General features: G+C 57.9%; 10 protein-coding genes and 1 other RNA gene. 8 read left to right on the forward strand and 3 right to left on the reverse strand.

Going from position 1 to position 11,936, the window contains the following annotated elements:
- Positions 1 to 24 precede the first annotated feature (24 nt).
- Both HRR99_RS09765 and ssrA read right to left on the reverse strand, forming a co-directional pair.
- On the reverse strand, positions 25 to 534 hold the full coding sequence (locus tag HRR99_RS09765) for an SspB family protein (RefSeq protein ID WP_233121443.1): 510 nt from the start codon (positions 532 to 534) through the stop codon (positions 25 to 27).
- 129 nt (positions 535 to 663) lie between these two features.
- Positions 664 to 1,035: a transfer-messenger RNA gene (gene ssrA, locus HRR99_RS09770) on the reverse strand.
- 117 nt (positions 1,036 to 1,152) lie between these two features.
- Here ssrA and HRR99_RS09775 point away from each other — a divergent pair.
- From HRR99_RS09775 to HRR99_RS09810, 8 genes are all read left to right on the forward strand, one after another.
- Complete coding sequence (locus HRR99_RS09775) at positions 1,153 to 1,461, forward strand: DUF2853 family protein (protein ID WP_111837993.1); 309 nt, start codon at positions 1,153 to 1,155, stop codon at positions 1,459 to 1,461.
- An 88-nt stretch (positions 1,462 to 1,549) separates the two neighbouring features.
- Positions 1,550 to 2,344 carry a thymidylate synthase gene (locus tag HRR99_RS09780; protein WP_233121445.1) on the forward strand — a complete coding sequence of 265 codons (795 nt, stop codon included), beginning with the start codon at positions 1,550 to 1,552 and terminating at the stop codon, positions 2,342 to 2,344.
- The gene (locus tag HRR99_RS09785) at positions 2,341 to 2,868 is read left to right on the forward strand and encodes a dihydrofolate reductase (RefSeq protein WP_233121446.1); all 528 of its coding nucleotides are present in this window, start codon (positions 2,341 to 2,343) and stop codon (positions 2,866 to 2,868) included. The genes HRR99_RS09780 and HRR99_RS09785 overlap by 4 nt, the downstream gene beginning before the upstream one ends.
- A 146-nt stretch (positions 2,869 to 3,014) precedes the next feature.
- Positions 3,015 to 4,154, forward strand: a complete 1,140-nt coding sequence (hflK, locus tag HRR99_RS09790) for an FtsH protease activity modulator HflK (RefSeq protein ID WP_233121448.1) — start codon at positions 3,015 to 3,017, stop codon at positions 4,152 to 4,154.
- Position 4,155: 1 nt separating this feature from the next.
- Entirely contained in the window at positions 4,156 to 5,085 is a 930-nt protein-coding gene (gene hflC / locus HRR99_RS09795) for a protease modulator HflC (protein ID WP_112498714.1), read from the forward strand.
- Between the two features lie 260 nt (positions 5,086 to 5,345).
- Positions 5,346 to 6,896, forward strand: a complete 1,551-nt coding sequence (locus HRR99_RS09800; RefSeq protein WP_233121449.1) for a Do family serine endopeptidase — start codon at positions 5,346 to 5,348, stop codon at positions 6,894 to 6,896.
- Between the two features lie 187 nt (positions 6,897 to 7,083).
- Positions 7,084 to 7,305 carry a ribbon-helix-helix domain-containing protein gene (locus HRR99_RS09805; RefSeq protein WP_111837987.1) on the forward strand — a complete coding sequence of 74 codons (222 nt, stop codon included), beginning with the start codon at positions 7,084 to 7,086 and terminating at the stop codon, positions 7,303 to 7,305.
- Between the two features lie 6 nt (positions 7,306 to 7,311).
- Positions 7,312 to 8,235, forward strand: a complete 924-nt coding sequence (locus HRR99_RS09810) for a dienelactone hydrolase family protein (protein WP_233121451.1) — start codon at positions 7,312 to 7,314, stop codon at positions 8,233 to 8,235.
- On the opposite strand, the gene HRR99_RS09815 is transcribed toward HRR99_RS09810, so the two are convergent.
- Positions 8,168 to 11,866, reverse strand: a complete 3,699-nt coding sequence (locus HRR99_RS09815) for an AsmA family protein (protein ID WP_233121452.1) — start codon at positions 11,864 to 11,866, stop codon at positions 8,168 to 8,170. The genes HRR99_RS09810 and HRR99_RS09815 overlap by 68 nt on opposite strands.
- Positions 11,867 to 11,936 lie beyond the last annotated feature (70 nt).

Below are 11,936 nucleotides of genomic sequence, written 5' to 3' on the forward strand. Positions count from 1 at the left end.
CATCTCCTCATCTGCGCCGTGCAATCACTTGTTCTTGCGGAAGGCATCCAGCGAAACGACCGAACCAGGCTTCTTTTCCTCGTCGGACTTCTTGTCTTCAGACGAAGCAGGCTTGCCCTCGGCAGGAACGGGATAAGCGGTGATTTCCGCTTCCACGACTTCCTCTTCCTCGGCCAGGGGAACGTCGAATTCCAGCTCGAAATTGACGGAGGGGTCGTAGAACCCTCTGATCGCATTGAACGGAACGACCAGCTTTTCCGGTGTGTCGGAGAAGGACAGACCGATCTCAAACTGAGTTTCCGTGACCTTCATGTCCCAGAATTGATGCTGGATGACGATGGTCATCTGCTCGGCATATTTGGCCTTGAGGTGCTGCGAGATGCGAACACCCGGCGCGCCGGTCAGGAAGGTTATGAAGAAGTGGTGGTCGCCGGGCAGCCGTGTCGTGGCTGCGACTTCGCTCAATACCTTGCGAATAACGCCGCGAAGGGCATCCTGTGCGAGAATGTCGTAACGGATATGATCCTGCCCCATGCGGTCCTGTCTTTCCTTATTCGAACGTCTTTTAACCAAGTATACGCAATGTCTTACACCGCAGCAACGGAAAAGCCCTGCTTGCCGCGAGTCATTTCATCTTATAGCCAATTTCGGCGAAAGGGAGAAGGTGGAGGTTTCTGTTGCCAGGTACCTCCGAACCCCGCCTTACGGGGCTAACCGTAAGGACTTAAGTCGGAATTCCCACACCGCCATTAGGCAGCGAGAGCGTATTCCTTAGCGTTGTTGTCATTTGCAACTACACTTGTGACCCGATAACGGCGGTATCATGCCGAGCAAAAGTTCGATCTTTACACCCTTGTCGATCCTATTTCGCCCCCATCAAAAGCCGGCCTCATCAACAAGCCCGCCGGTTTTTGGTGGAGGCGCCGGGTACCGCCCCCGGGTCCAATAGGTTTATTCCATCGACCGTTTATCGCCATAGCCGGATTTGCACCCGGCAAGGCTCATATAGGCGTTTCGTAGCTCCGAGAAAAGAGGCTCCATGACATTTCGATGAAAGGTTGTGCGCAATTCTTGACGGAGCAAGGCAGTTGGCACATTCTGCTTATCAAGCGGCACCTAAACCAAGGGCCGTATACCGCGGAGGAGAAGGACATGACGGACTATCTCGCAGATGTGAAAATATACGATGCCGATGCTGATGAAGCCACGGTCAACAAGATCGTCAAGCATCTGGGCATCGCGCTGCGTAATCGCGATTCCTCTCTCGTCTCGACATCCGACGCGGAAGAGCTAACCCGGGTCAAAACCAACTGGATCGGCAAGAAGCTGGGCGTCACCGGCCCTGACGCCGATAAAGCCGTGGAAGAAACCATCACCGCAATGAAGGGCGACCGCACAAAATCGCGCGTGACCTTCTATTATCTCGTGGCAAAGCATCTCGGAAAGCTCGAAACCCTTTGATTTCTGTGGGTGAGCCCACTCCCGACACTGGTTCCGCCGCCGCAAAAGCCTATAATAACCGCTTACAAAGAATCGGCGGCGGACTGATATGAAGCAATATCTCGACCTTCTTGCACATGTGATGAACACCGGCAGCGACCGTGGCGATCGCACCGGCACCGGCACGCGTTCCGTCTTCGGTTATCAGATGCGGTTCGATCTGTCGGAAGGTTTCCCGGTTCTCACCACCAAGAAGCTGCATCTGCGCTCCATCATTCATGAACTGCTATGGTTCCTCAAGGGCGAAACCAACATCGCGTATCTTAAGGAGAACGGCGTTTCCATCTGGGATGAGTGGGCCGATGAGAACGGCAATCTCGGCCCCGTCTATGGCGCGCAGTGGCGCTCCTGGCCAGCGCCCGATGGCCGCCACATCGACCAGATCGCGCTTCTGATCGAGAGCCTCAAGACCAACCCCAACTCACGCCGTCATATCGTGTCGGCCTGGAACCCTGCCCTTGTCGATGACATGGCGCTGCCGCCCTGCCACTGCCTGTTCCAGTTCTATGTGTCGGATGGCAAGCTGTCCTGCCAACTCTACCAGCGTTCTGCAGATATCTTCCTTGGCGTACCCTTCAACATCGCATCTTACGCGTTGCTGACGCTGATGGTCGCGCAGGTCACGGGCCTGAAGCCGGGCGATTTCGTTCATACGCTGGGCGATGCGCATATCTATTCGAACCATTTCGAGCAGGCCGAACTTCAGATGCAGCGTACGCCGAAAGCGCTGCCCACCATGCGCCTCAACCCGGATGTCAAAAGCCTGTTCGACTTCAAATTCGAAGACTTCACGCTGGAGAATTACGAGGCCGACGCCTCTATCAAGGCACCGATTGCCGTATGACCAAACCTCGCGTTACGCTCATCGCTGCCGTATCTGAAAACAATGTCATCGGCCGTGATCTCGATATGCCGTGGAAACTCTCGACGGATTTGAAGCGGTTCAAGGCGCTGACCATGGGCAAGCCCATGATCATGGGTCGCAAGACATTTCTGTCGGTAAGAGAGCGGCCCCTGCCCGGTCGCCCGCATATCATCATAAGTAGAAACCCGGACTATCGCCCAGATGGCGTAGACGTGGTTTCGTCGCTTGAAGCCGCACTTGCCCTTGCGAAGGAAAAGGCGCAAGCACTTGGCGTCGATGAGATTTTCGTGGCTGGCGGCGGCGAAATTTACCGTCAGGCGATGCCCTTCGCCGATCAACTTTCCGTCACCCATGTCGAGGTTTCCCTGGAAGGCGACACGTTTTTCCCGCAGATCGATACTGATGTTTTCGAGAAAATCGAGGAAACACCCCAGCCTGCTGGGGAAAAAGACAATTATCCGGTGAGATTCGCAACCTATCGTCGCTATCGGCAAGCGGTGTGAACTATTTACCGTGATTGGGTATTAAGTTACCGCCTCTGCGTTGAAACGCACCGCTCTCCTACTTATAACTGAGCCTACAGTCCCGCCTGACATGTGCAAGCGTGTTGATGAGGGAGCGGGAGAGTTTTTTAGCATAAGAGGTATGGATGCCCTGGAGCAATCAAAATGGCGGCGGCGGTGGCCCGTGGGGTGGCGGCGGTAACGGCGGCAGCGGCGGCGGTGGAAACAACCAGGGCGGACCCTGGGGTCAAGGACCGAACCGTCCACGCGGTGGTGGCGGCGGCGGCGGCAATGGCGGCCCTCCTGATATCGAGGAAATCATTCGCCGCAGTCAGGATCGTTTCAAGAACATCCTTCCGGGCGGCCTGAATGGTGGCGTTATCGCCATTCTCGTGCTTGTTATCCTCGCCTTTGTCGGCATCCAGTCCATCTACACGGTTCAGCCGGATGAACGCGGTGTGGAACTTCGTTTCGGGAAGCCTAAGGACGAAGTTTCGATGCCGGGCCTGCATTTCCACTTCTGGCCCATTGAAACCGTCGAGATCGTCAAGGTTACCGAGCAGCAGCAGAACATCGGTGCGCGCGCCACATCTACATCCGCCGCAACGGGCGTGATGCTGACGGGCGACCAGAACATCGTCAATGTTCAGTTCTCGGTGCTCTACACGGTGGCCGATCCGAAATCCTACCTCTTCAACGTGGATACGCCAGCCGAAACCCTTCAGCAGGTTTCCGAAAGCGCCATGCGTGAAGTCGTTGGCCGTCGTCCGGCGCAGGATATTTTCCGCGATAATCGTCAGGCGATTGCCGCAGATGTTCGCTCCATCATTCAGGCGACGATGGACGGCTACGGCGCTGGTCTTTCCATCAATGCCGTCGCGATCGAAGACGCAGCACCACCGCGTGAAGTGGCCGATGCGTTCGACGAAGTGCAGCGTGCAGAGCAGGACGAAGACCGCTTCGTTCAGGAAGCCAACCAGTATGCCAACCAGAAGCTGGGTGCAGCCCGTGGTCAGGCAGCGCAGATCGTTGAAGAAGCCAACGCCTATAAGGGCCGCGTCGTGAACGAAGCTCAGGGTGAAGCACAGCGCTTTATCTCTATCTACGACCAGTACCGCACGGCGCCGGAAGTCACCCGCGAGCGCATGTTCATCGAAACGATGGAACAGGTTCTCAAGGGCTCCAACAAGATCATCATCGATGAAAAGCAGGGAGTGGTGCCTTATCTGCCTCTGAACGAAATCATGCGCGGCAATACCGGCGCAGCACAGCAGGGAGGCAACTGATATGGGTAATCGTCTAACCGCAATCCTCCTCGGCCTCGCCGTCATCCTGTTCTTCGTTTACTCCTCGTTTTTCGTGGTCAACGAGCGCCAGCAGGCCATCGTCGTCCGCTTCGGTGAAATTCAGGACGTGAAGACCGAGCCGGGCCTGTACTTCAAGCTGCCATTCGCCTTCATGGATGCGGACCGGGTTCAGTACATCGAAAATCGCGCATTGCGTTTCGATCATGACAACATCCGCGTTCAGGTTTCCGGCGGCAAGTTCTACGAAGTGGATGCCTTCGTGGTCTACCGCATCACGGATGCCCGTCGCTTCCGCGAAACGGTATCCGGCGATCAGCTCTCTGCCGAAATGCGCCTGCGCACCCGTCTCGATGCATCGCTGCGTCGTGTTTACGGTCTGCGTGGCTTTGAATCCGCGCTGTCGGATGCACGCGCCTCGATGATGCAGGAAGTGCGCGACGATCTGCGTGCAGACGCCGAAACACTGGGCGTCAGCATCGTGGATGTCCGCATCCGCCGCACGGACCTCACACAGGAAGTCTCCCAGCAGACCTTCGAGCGCATGAAGTCCGAACGTTTGGCAGAAGCCGAACTGATCCGCGCTCGCGGTAACGAAGAAGGCCAGCGCCGCCGCGCCATCGCGGACCGTCAGGTGGTCGAATTCGAATCCGACGCCCGCCGTCAGTCCGAAGTGCTGCGCGGTGAAGGCGATGCCGAACGCAACCGCATCTTCGGCGACGCCTTCCAGCGTGACCCAAGCTTCTTCGAGTTCTATCGCTCGATGGGCGCCTATGTCACGGCACTGAACGGAAACGGCACGACGCTGGTGCTTTCACCAGACTCGACCTTCTTCCGTTATTTCAACAACATCGAAGGCAGACCCACGCAGCCCGCACCCCAGGCAACCCCGCCTGCCGCACCTGCGAATTGATTGATGACTTGATAAAAAGGGCCGGTGGAAACATCGGCCCTTTTTCTATGTCGAACGAAACATGGGATTGCCGTGCGAAGCCTTTCATCGTCGATTGATGGAGCGCTTGCGCGACGACAACTTTCCTGTACGGCTTCCATTTCGGTGGATGAGCAATAGATTCGGGCTTATTCACGAAAAGGTATTTTTACACTTCATCATTCCGCCTTATGCTTGGCTATTAAGCTAGGCCCAGGTTTTGCAAGATGCGAGGACGCTGTATGCCCGTTACCACTCTTTCGCCATTCCGCAGCAGCATTGCCGCCGTGGCGGGAATAGCCATGATTGCAGGTGGAATGGCTGTTCCGGGACGCGCGATGGCGCAGAGCAACGGGCCAGCATCGGTGGCCGATCTTGCCGCTCCGCTGCTGGATGCGGTGGTCAACATCTCCACATCGCAGAGCGTGAAGGCCGAGGGTAAGGGCCCTACCCCGCCGAAAATTCCCGATGGCTCGCCCTTCCAGGAGTTTTTCAAGGATTACTTCGACAATCAGAAGCCGGATAGCGGCGGCAAGGTCAGCTCGCTGGGCTCTGGCTTCGTGATCGATCCCGCAGGCTATGTGGTGACCAACAACCACGTCATTGAAGGTGCCGACGATATCGAGGTCATCTTTCCCAACGGCAACAAGCTGAAAGCCAAGCTTGTCGGCACCGATACCAAGACCGATCTTTCGGTTCTGAAGGTAGAGCCAAAAACACCCTTGAAAGCCGTGAAATTCGGTGATTCCCGCGCCATGCGCATCGGCGACTGGGTCATGGCGGTCGGTAATCCCTTTGGTCTCGGCGGTTCTCTCAGCGTGGGTGTGGTGTCGGCACGTGGCCGCAACATCAATGCAGGCCCCTATGACAACTTCATCCAGACGGACGCCGCGATCAACAAGGGCAATTCCGGTGGTCCGCTCTTCAACATGAAGGGCGAAGTTATCGGCATCAATACCGCGATTATCTCACCCAGCGGCGGCTCCATCGGCATCGGCTTTTCCGTGCCCACCGAACTGGCACAGAACATCGTACAGCAGCTGATCGAATTCGGTGAGACACGTCGTGGTTGGCTGGGCGTGCGAGTGCAGCCGGTAACGGATGATATTGCGACGAGTCTTGGCATGGATGCGGCACGCGGTGCATTGATCTCAGGCGTCGTCAAAGGCGGCCCGGTCGAGAACGGCCCGATCCAGCCAGGCGATGTCGTTTTGACCTTCGACGGCAAGGCCATTCACGAAATGCGGGATCTGCCGCGCGTCGTTGCGGAAAGCCCTGTCGGCAAGGAAGTCGATGTCATCGTCCTTCGCGACGGCAAGGAGCAGACGGTCAAGGTCAAGCTTGGCCAGTTGCAGGATAGCGCCGACGAACAGCAGCCGGGCGCTGGCAGCGATGATGCCATGCCGGAAAACGGTGAAGGCGGCGAGATGACCGACCCGAACGACAAGAGTGGCGACCAGACCGAACAGCAGGCGCCGGACCAGCGCGAAGGCCCGCAAACCGTTCTCGGAATGAACTTGGTCACGCTGACCGATGAGTTGCGCACCGAAAAGAGCATTGCCGAAAGCGTGGAAGGTGTTCTCGTCGCCAGCGTCGAGGCTGGTTCGGTGGCTGAACAGAAGGGCGTCAAGGCAGGCGATGTCATCGTCGAAGTCGGCCAGGACTTCATGGAAGTGCCCGGCGACGTTATGGTCCGGGTCAACGGTCTGAAGTCTGCCGGTCGCAAGAATGCGCATATGATGGTCGCGGATGCGCAGGGAAATCTGCGTTTCGTTGCAGTGCCGCTGGAATAGGTTTGGGTGCGGGTCGTCAGCGTCATCGCTGGCCACCCGTCATTCCTGACCATATTGCGGGGAACTTCCCCGCAATGACTGGCGTTGTAAGAAGCCAGCAAAATGAAACAGATTCAAAATCATAATCTTACGTGCAAAACTTGAATCCAGCTGGCAACGTCTTGAATCAGTTCGGAAAGCTCATATTTTGATACGCAAGCATTCCACCACCCTTCACGGGCACCGCACGAGTATCTCACTCGAAGATGCCTTCTGGGACGAATTGCGGACCATCGCCGAAAAGCGGAAAATGAGCTTCGCTGCTCTTCTCGCCGAAATAGACGACAACCGCCCCGAGACCAGCAATCTGTCTTCCTCTCTGCGCGTCTATGTGCTGAATTGGCTGAAAAGCGAAACACTGGACGACTGATTGCGAATGACCATCCTCAAAGCTCTGGCGATCTGCATCCTCACGGTCTTTGCAGCCGGTGCCGTCAACGCTCGGGAAACCGGCGTCATCGCTGGGGTTAAAGTCGAAACCTTCAGCAGCGGACAGAACGGCCCTCGCCCTGTCGTGGTCATCCTCAGCGGCAGCAAGGGGTTCGCGGCACCAGCATATGACGGGATCGCCCGTCAGTTCTCAGGCGCTGGGATCGATGTATATCTTGCCCATCTGCTGACTACCGACGATCTGCATCAGATAAATTCCTTGCAGGGTGCGAAGCAGCGCATCGATTACTACCAGCAACGGCGAAAAGACTGGATCGGCAGCACGGCCAAACTGCTCACAGCACTAGGTAAACGACCAGAATACCACGGCCGCATTGGCTTACTGGGCATCTCTCTCGGCGCGGAAAGTGCTGCTTTAGCGATATCGAGCCGCGCGCCTTCGAACGCCGTTGTGCTTGTGGATGGAGCGCCCTCAAAAGCGTTTCCGTCAGGCAAGTCACCACCGTTCAAATTGATTTGGGGCAGCGAGGACACGGTCTTTACGCTCACCACCGGGCAGCGCTTTGTGCAAGAGGTCAACAAGGCGGGTGGCCATGCAACGCTGAACATCTTCCAAGGCGGTCACGACTTCTTTTTGAAAGATACGAAACAGGCAAGTGAAGCGTACAAGACGGCGATTCAGTTCTTCAAGTCAGAACTGGATGGAGATTCACTGGGCTTTGGTAACGTGACAAGCGCGAACCATCAAAAGCTGGCGCTGGCTACCGGTACGCCTGAAGCAGCACCACTCCGTAACCGCGAGATGGGGTCGGATAATCAGCACCCACAAACGGTATGCCCGCTCACGGCGTTCCCGTGTTCGGGGCCGGTGAATATTGCCGGATCACCTCTTGCGTCGGCGGCACCGTGAGAACTGGGCCGGACTGCGGCTTGGGCTCGGCGTCCTGCTGGCGTTTCAGCCGCTCCTGATTGGCCTTCTCGGCTTCCAGACGTTCCTGAGCCAATGCGCGCAGGCGCTCCTCTTCCAGTTTGCGGGCCTCCTCTTCTTCCTTCGCACGCTGAGCAGCCGCTTGCCGCTCCGATGCCTGGAAGCGGTAGAGCGCGACTTCACGGCGTAAGCGCTGCTTTTCCATGACGCTTGCCTGCAAGGCCTCGACACGGCGACGTTCACGCTCGAAAGCGCGCAGGGAAAGATAGCCCGTCAGTCCTGATACATCGGTGGTCAGCGCAGGCTGCGCAAGCGGACCGGTGTAGTTCAGGCGAATGGAGGGCTCGGCGCCGGCGATTTCTTCCGCACCGGCGTTGAAGAGAAGCTCGACACCGCCGGTCAGCGATTTATTGGCGAGATCAAGTGCCAGATCGCCATCAAACGAAACCTGCGGCGTGGAAGCGGTAATCGTCTGCATGCGCAAGTTGCCACCGTTCAGCGTAAACGGCATGGTCACGTCGCCAAGTGGAATTTCACCTTGCCAGAGATTCGCATCCACCAGCGGGCGAACCTTTGCGGCATCGATATTGCCTTGAAGGTCGTTGGCCGCCTGAAGCCAAAGCGGGAACGCCGCCTGGTTCAAACCGCGCAGCACGAGGCCACCAGCACGGATTTCACCAGAGCCACCTGCCGATGACAACAGCTCCGCGGCGCTCTTGCCCGTCGATTCCGCCGTCATATCCAAGGCAAAACGACCGGCTGCGACGGGCTTGTCGGCACTCTTCCACATCACGGCATCAGGGTTGGCACCCGATACCGCGATCTTGGTGCGGAAAATGCCAGCGCCATCGCCGGTTGCCAGCGCAACGCGACCGGAGACCTTACCGCCCATCCAATCGCCAGCCATATCATCCAGAGACAGCGTGCCATTGGCGTGGTTGAGCGCGAATGTGAGACCAGTGACGGTGCCGAACGCACCCGTATCGAAATTGGCAGCTTTTATCGCAAGCGAAGCCTCAAGCTTTGGAAAGGCCGGAAGAGAGACAGGCTTTGCACTGAGTGCACCGGATTCAGGGTCGATGACAGGGCCATACATGGTATCGCCCAGCCATGTCAGATCGACGTTCGCAAGCGAAAGATCACCCGTGAGCTTATAAGGTGCAGCTTTCAGGACCGAGAGATTGCCGGAAAATGCATTGCCACCCGCCTGGCCGGAGAGGTTGGCAAGCGTCGTCTTGTCCTTATCGGACGTCAGCTTCGCCGTCGCCTTGGTGGACATGCCGCCACCCAGTTGCGGCAGGCCGACGGTGTTCATAATGAGATAGGGCTCGATATCCGCACTCTCCAGCGACACATCGGCATTGCCCTGCGCAAAATTGTCAGCGCGCAGCGAAAAACTGCCATTGGCGGAAAAATGGGTACGTTCCGTCGAGAAGCGGAAATCCGTCTGCACCGGTGAACCCATCGTGCCGTTGAGCTTGAGAGACAACAACCCTTCACCGTCTGCATCGAAAGGCAATGGATCGAGACCGGCCTGCCCGAACAGGATCGCCGTGGACTGGTTCTTGAGAACAGCCTCCAGTGTCAGCGCGGTATCGTCGGTATCTGAGAGAACATCGGGAAGCTTGGCGACGGCAGACACGCGGCTGCCATTGATGGTGCCGGACACGGCTGCATTGGCACCGCCATTGTTCTTGTCGACGGACAGGTCAACGGCAATATCGGAGTTGGCATACCAGGCAGCACTTCTGACCAGACGATCGACTAGCGGATGCTGTGGCAGTTTCTGGCGCAGCAGATCGAACAAGGGCTGCATGTCGGCAGCGTGAAGGTTGATGGTGCCCTTGCCCGCGAAATCGCTAGACGAGCCCTTCACCTGCCCCTTGGCGCGCACTTCCGCACCGGCAATATCTCCAGCATTCATCATGTCCAGTGTCAGAACGCCGCCAGCAGTGGTGAAGGCGGTTTCCACACGGTTGGCCGTCACACCCGCCATATTGATGCGGTCTGCCTTGAACTTGGCGGTGATGCGGTGATCGAGAACGGAGGAGCCGACCTGATCGCCAAGAACCAGCCCGCCCAAAGCTTTGAGCGCATCCAGATCGATCTCGTCACCGGCAAGGTCGATGTCGATGCTGGCGCTCTTGTCTTCAGACTGTCGCGCGATGCGACCCTTGAGCGACGCCTGACCTATCGCAAGTTCCAGCTTTTCGAAGCGCTGCGCCTGCGTGGTCAGCGACACGGTGGAGGAGAAGCCCGCAGCATTCAATTGGCGAATGGCCGGATCGACCGAACCGGACAACCAGTTGGCAAGACCGGAGGGCTGGTTGGAGGCAACAAGGAGATCGCCGTTGAACGCCGGGCCACCGGTCAGCGTCAGAGACCCCTTTGCCTCCAACTGCGTGCGACCGGGCAGCACCGCCACCGCATTTTCCACCTGCCAGCCCGCACCATCGGGCCGCACATCCAGCCGGATGTCGCGAATGGTCGTGTCATCGGACACCAGCGCTGGAAGCCGGATGCTGGCCTTGCCCGGCACCTGCGGCACCGGTATGCGCGCGATCAGGCTGGCAAAGGCCTCGATGCGCTGACGCACGGGCACAGTCGGTGTGCGTGATGTCTTGCCGGTCTGCACCGGCGCAGGAGCAAAGCGGTTGAAATCAATTTGCTGGCCATCTGCCGTCAGTAGAAATTCGGGTGCGGCCCCGGTGTCGAGGGTCGCTTCGCCAGTAATGATATAGGGATTTTCCGTGCCACCCAGTTCCATGCGGTAGCTGGGCACCCGGACACGGCCATTGGTCAGCTCGAAGCTGCCGCGTGTGCGCGGTGCAGAAAGACTGGCCTGCGCGTTCTGCTGCTTTTGCTTGTCGTCCTGCCTGAAGTTGAATGTGAAAGAGCCGCTATAGACGGGGCGTCCACCCGTTGCGGCGATGGCGCCATCCAGATCGATTTCCACCGGATGCTCATCCGGCAGCATACGCAGACGAAGACCCATGCGACCGACGCTCGCATCCGGTTCGCCACTGGAGAGGGAGAACGACCCGGCATGGCCATCAACCGCAGCCCGGCCTTCTGCACGCCATGGACCGGCCAGCGACTTCGCCGACATATCGGCGTTGAGGCCCGTGACCGTGCGGTTGCGGCCCGATTGCTCGTCGACGAATTCGATCTGCCCGCCTTCGATGCTGACATTTTCCAGCACGACGGTCTTTGCCGGAATAACCGCACGGCTTCCGCGCGTCCAGTCCAGCGTGCCGTCTTTCAGCAGGCGAATGCGCGCCTTGGGCTCTTCGATACGCATGTCGAAAATGCGCGCTTCCCCGGAGAGGAAAGGTGCCAGTTCGGCATCCATGGAAAAACGGGCGACCTGAATTTGCGGTGATCCATCGGCATCCATACCGGCGCGCACATCATGCAGGGTAACGGATGGGAACGGCAGCAACCGCGCTTCGACAGGACCATGCACCACGACCTTCTTGCCGAGGATGAGGCTCGCCTGATCCTCGAAGTTGCGCCGGAAGTCAGTCCAGTCGATAAAATAGGGAATGAACAGCGCCGCAAACAGCGCCACGACCACAAGTCCGCCCAGAAAAACCAATATGCGTCCGAGCACGACCCGGTGTCTCCCTTAACCTGCGATGAAAACTATCTTTTTTTACTGCCAGAGCAAGCACGATTTCGCC

This window comes from Agrobacterium vaccinii, from assembly GCF_021310995.1.
GTDB lineage: Bacteria > Pseudomonadota > Alphaproteobacteria > Rhizobiales > Rhizobiaceae > Agrobacterium > Agrobacterium vaccinii.

Bases quoted from the DNA above. Each gene is read 5' to 3' on its own strand.
- HRR99_RS09765 (WP_233121443.1), bottom strand. From the start codon at position 534: ATGGGGCAGGATCATATCCGTTACGACATTCTCGCACAGGATGCCCTT.
- HRR99_RS09775 (WP_111837993.1), top strand. From the start codon at position 1,153: ATGACGGACTATCTCGCAGATGTGAAAATATACGATGCCGATGCTGAT.
- HRR99_RS09780 (WP_233121445.1), top strand. From the start codon at position 1,550: ATGAAGCAATATCTCGACCTTCTTGCACATGTGATGAACACCGGCAGC.
- HRR99_RS09785 (WP_233121446.1), top strand. From the start codon at position 2,341: ATGACCAAACCTCGCGTTACGCTCATCGCTGCCGTATCTGAAAACAAT.
- hflK (WP_233121448.1), top strand. From the start codon at position 3,015: ATGCCCTGGAGCAATCAAAATGGCGGCGGCGGTGGCCCGTGGGGTGGC.
- hflC (WP_112498714.1), top strand. From the start codon at position 4,156: ATGGGTAATCGTCTAACCGCAATCCTCCTCGGCCTCGCCGTCATCCTG.
- HRR99_RS09800 (WP_233121449.1), top strand. From the start codon at position 5,346: ATGCCCGTTACCACTCTTTCGCCATTCCGCAGCAGCATTGCCGCCGTG.
- HRR99_RS09810 (WP_233121451.1), top strand. From the start codon at position 7,312: ATGACCATCCTCAAAGCTCTGGCGATCTGCATCCTCACGGTCTTTGCA.